This window comes from Acinetobacter sp. YH12200 (assembly GCF_013418175.1).
In the GTDB taxonomy this organism is placed as follows: Bacteria; Pseudomonadota; Gammaproteobacteria; order Pseudomonadales; family Moraxellaceae; genus Acinetobacter; species Acinetobacter pseudolwoffii.
The window spans coordinates 1-4565 of the sequence record NZ_VPCO01000055.1 but is presented as its reverse complement, the minus strand read 5'-3'; the positions used below and the strand labels follow the sequence as shown (position 1 = coordinate 4565).

At 41.5% G+C, this 4565-nt stretch carries 2 protein-coding genes and 2 pseudogenes; 1 reads left to right on the top strand and 3 read right to left on the bottom strand.

The window, feature by feature from the left end:
• From FTU90_RS15740 to FTU90_RS15730, 3 genes and pseudogenes are all read right to left on the bottom strand, one after another.
• Positions 1-331 (bottom strand): annotated as a pseudogene (locus FTU90_RS15740) (transposase); the annotation flags it as partial.
• A 105-nt stretch (positions 332-436) separates the two neighbouring features.
• Positions 437-3730, bottom strand: a complete 3294-nt coding sequence (locus FTU90_RS15735) for an EAL domain-containing protein (RefSeq protein WP_159138995.1) — start codon at positions 3728-3730, stop codon at positions 437-439.
• Positions 3731-3822: 92 nt separating this feature from the next.
• Positions 3823-4179, bottom strand: a complete 357-nt coding sequence (locus FTU90_RS15730; RefSeq protein WP_216070820.1) for a methyl-accepting chemotaxis protein — start codon at positions 4177-4179, stop codon at positions 3823-3825.
• Between FTU90_RS15730 and FTU90_RS15725 the strand changes: the two are divergent.
• Positions 4163-4438, top strand: a pseudogene (locus tag FTU90_RS15725) (transposase); the annotation flags it as partial. The gene FTU90_RS15730 and the pseudogene FTU90_RS15725 overlap by 17 nt on opposite strands.
• Positions 4439-4565 lie beyond the last annotated feature (127 nt).

Here is a 4565-nt window from a genome sequence, read left to right as displayed (position 1 = left end):
CTGATTGCAATATCAATATGCTTTTGTCTTCTACAAAGCGTACTGTACGAATATCACTGATATTCGGGGCTGCTCAGCCGCAAAGTTTAATCAGACTTTGCACAAAGCCAGTGACCATACGTAAAGATAGACGGAATAAGGATTTAATCATTAAGCAGCATTGGATAGCTGCGTCGGAGTAGGTTTGATTTCGCCCTTGTTTGCCTTTTGATGGAGCATACCATTGCGTAGCAGGATCAAACCAAATGGCAATATTTCCGCGACTCATGAGTGCTCGGTTATATGCGGGCCAATTGGTTGTGCGGTAGATTTTGTGTGTAGGCTTCTTCATTTGAAAATTATATCGCTGAAAAAGCCTTTACAGATAGGTTTGTGCAACAAAGCCCCCATAAACTACTAAATTAAAACCCGCTTAATGTACCTTACTAATTATCTTTTAAAAATGCAGCTCTTCTATCCGACACGGTTTTCCGTATAAATAGCCTTGATAGGTGTGACACCCCATACTCTGCAATAACGCGCGCTGGGCTTCTGTTTCAACACCCTCAGCTATGACTTGCAGTTCCATTGAGTTGGCTAATGTTATAACTGCCTGAGCGATGGCCCTATCATTACTGCTATTGATAATATCTCGAACAAACCCTTGGTCAATTTTCAACTGATTTATAGGCAATTGTTTTAAGTAGGATAAGGATGAATAGCCTGTACCAAAATCATCGATTGAAAAAGTCACGCCGTGCTGCTGCAACTCTTTCATCTTAGCTTTAACATCAGGAATGTTATTTGCGAGCAACGTTTCCGTAATTTCCAGCTTTAGCAACTGTGGATTTGCACCTGAGGTTTTCAATGGATTTAAAACAGTCTGAACAAAATTATCTTTGCTAAATTGAACTACGCTTATGTTAACCGCAATGCTTAGGTGTTGTTTTTCGGATTCTAAAGACCATTTTGCCAGAGTGGCGCAAGCTTCCTCTAGCACCCACTCGCCAATCGGTACAATAAGACCTGTTTCCTCCGCTAATGGGATAAATTGCAGTGGCGACACCATGCCTTTTTCTGGGTGTATCCAGCGTAACAATACCTCAACACCAATACACTGCTTCAGGTGATTGACCTGTTTTTGATAGAAAAGTACAAATTGCTGGCTTTGTATTGCAGAGTATAAGTCGCTAATAATTGCTGCTCTTGAGCTTACTGCAACTTGCATTTGCGGGTCAAAAAACTGCACACCATTTCGGCCAGCATATTTAGCCTTGTACATAGCCATATCAGCTTGCTTTAACAAATCTTCTTTTGACAGATTTTCACTGTTAAAAAGTGTTACACCAATGCTTGCCGAACTATTGTAAGTTAGACCGTCAAGATTATATTCCCTTGTTAAATTACTCACGATTTTTTGTGCAAGTCTCTCAGCCTGGTTCGCTGCTAATGTTGGTTCATGACTTAAATCTGATGCCATAATAACAAACTCATCGCCGCCTAAACGCGCTACGGTATCACCTTGTCTCACTGAGTTGACAAGACGCTCAGCGACCTGACACAACAGCAAATCACCTTTATTATGACCAGCACTATCATTAAGGTTTTTAAAGTTATCTAAATCAAGAAAAAATAATGCTGAGAAGTTCCTTGTACGAACGCTATGATTTATAGCTCCCGTCAATCTGTCCAACAACAGACGTCGATTAGGTAGCAATGTTAATGGGTCATAAAATGCTAACTGGTGAATTTCATTTTCACGTTGTTTACGCTCAGTGATATCCCTGACAACACCGATAAAGTTAACTTCACCAGCCATTTGAACTTCAACTACACCAAGCTCGATTGGAAACATAGAACCATCTTTGCGCAAGGCCTCAAGCTCACGAATACGCCCAGTAATGTCACTGACACCACGTTCTATATAATTTGATAAGTAGCTATCGTGATGCTCTCGATGAGGTGACCCCATCAACATGCTAATATTTTTGCCAAGCGTTTCATCTTCCGTATAGCCGAAGATTTCCTGTGCGGCTTGGTTAAATGTCAGAATTTTACCACGACCATCAATAGTAATAATGCCATCAAGCAACCCTTCAACAACAGCTTCCATCTGCCTTGACTTATCACTAAGCGCTTTTTCTGCAATTATTTGGTCATTGATATCAAAGTGTGTACCCAATAACCATAGAGCTTTGCCATCATATGTCCTTGAAGAAATACGCCCTCTGGTGTTTATCCATTTCCATTCACCATTTTTGTGTTTCATACGAAGATTGGCTTCATATATGGGTATTAGGCCTGACATGTGCTTTTCAAGAATAGTTGCACAATAAGCCAGGTCATCAGGATGCGTTAGCCTTTCCCACGTGTATCTGTTTCCCGGTAATAACTCAGAAAGTGTGTAACCCAGTAATGCGGCCCATTCATCATTGATAATCAACTCGCCTGTTTGAATATTAAAATGCCATGTGCCTATATTGTTAGCGTCTATTACGGCCTTAAGTAAATTCTGACTGTTCCTTATGAGCTCTTCATCCTGTTTCTCTTTTGTAATATCTGTTTCAATTGCAATATAGCCGCTCAAACTACCACTTTCACTAAACAGCGGGTTACAAGCTATTCTCACCCAGTAGGAATTTTGCGCTTTTGAATAATTTACAACATCAACATTAAAGCCGTTCTGTTGAGCAAGCGCATCTCTCATTATTGCAACAGTGGCAGGATCAGTGTCGGGCCTTTGTAATAACTCCCCAGGCTTTTTACCCTGCATTTCTTCAATGCTATATCCTGTAAGAAAGGAGAAGGCTTCATTAATCCATATAATTCGACCTTTGACATCAGTTATTACCACACCATTGGTTGTCTGCCTTGCAACTTCAGAAAGGCGTCTTATTTCTGACTGCGCTTCAACTTGTGCAGAGGTATTACGAATGACCACTAATACTTCATTATCATCAATCTTTTTGTATCGGGCTTCGAACGATTGATTTGACTTTTCAAACGTGTAGTTATGATGAATCACATCGTTGTTACAAAAGGCTTGCTTGAGGCACTCTACGAGTTGATGACCTAGCTCATTGGGTAGTATCTCATGAACGGTACGCCCCAAAATCGCTTGTTGAGGTTTAAGTAAGTCAGGATGCTCTTTGCAAACCAAAAAACGAAAGTTTCGGTCAATAACAAATACCATATCAGGCAGTGTTGCCAGTATTGAGGTTGTTTTTGCCATGCCTTTTAAAAACTGCTCTTGAAGTCGAGCTTGATCTTCTTTGGCAATTTCATACTCAACCATGTCTGCAAATTCGCGCAGTTCTTGCTGCTCTTTTGCTGAAAAGTCTCTGGCCACGGAGTCAATGAGACATAGAGTGCCGATGGGTTGCCCACTTGTCTCTCGCAGCGGTGCACCCGCATAAAAACGAATATGCGGCGCGTGGGTTACTAAAGGATTTGACGAAAAGCGCTCATCTTTTGTTGCATCTGAAACAATTAAAATATCCTCATGCAATATCGCATGGCCACAAAATGAGATATCACGGCCTGTTTCACAAGCGTCAAGACCCACTTTAGATTTAAACCATTGCCGGTCACTATCCACCAAAGAGATAAGGCATATTGGCACTTTAAATACAGACGCTGCTAATCTTGTAATGCGGTCAAAGCGCTTCTCTGCTGGCGTATCCAGCAAATTAGTTCGCTGTAATGCAAGTAAACCAGCAGCTTCATCAACAGGGAATTCAGGTGCGTTCAAAACGTTACTCCAATAATTTGCTGCTTAATCGATTATTATCAATTGTACTGCAAGAATACACTGTTAAATGTTTTAGGCTTTCACTTGAAAGATTACCGCTTAAACCGTACTACCAGTTTATGAAGCTCATCAGCAATCTTGTTCAAATAAATAATCGTCTCTGAAAGCTGCATCGAGCTGTCATTACTTAAATCGGCAAGCGTTGAAATATTTACTATTTGCAGGTTAATGTCTTCAGTAACATGGGCTTGCTCTTCCACTGCTGCAGCCATTTGGGTCGACATAGAAGCGATTTGACCTATGGATTCTGAAATACCGCTTAACATTTTGCCGCTTTCAATAACATTAGAGAGTCCCTCTTCGGCATCAATAATAGCGCCTGCATCAGCGATTTTTACTGCATCACCTGCTCGATGAGTTAACTCGGTGACGATTGAGGTGGGCTGCATGGCACATGCACGTCGTAAATTTCATGAACTGCATGTGACCGGGAAAAGTCAGATCGCTGAACAGGCATTAGTGCTGATTCAGAAACTGTATGCCATAGAAGCAGAACTCAGGAAAAAGACCGATGGTACAGCAGAACATCGCCGCGAATATCGGCAAAAGCATAGTCAACCGGTGATGCAACAACTGTATGAATGGCTCAGCCAACATTATCTGACGGTGCCATCGAGTTCTCCAACTGCCAAGGCGATCAATTACAGCCGGCTTTGTTGCACAAACCTATCTGTAAAGGCTTTTTCAGCGATATAATTTTCAAATGAAGAAGCCTACACACAAAATCTACCGCACAACCAATTGGCCCGCATATAACCGAGCACTCATGAGTCGC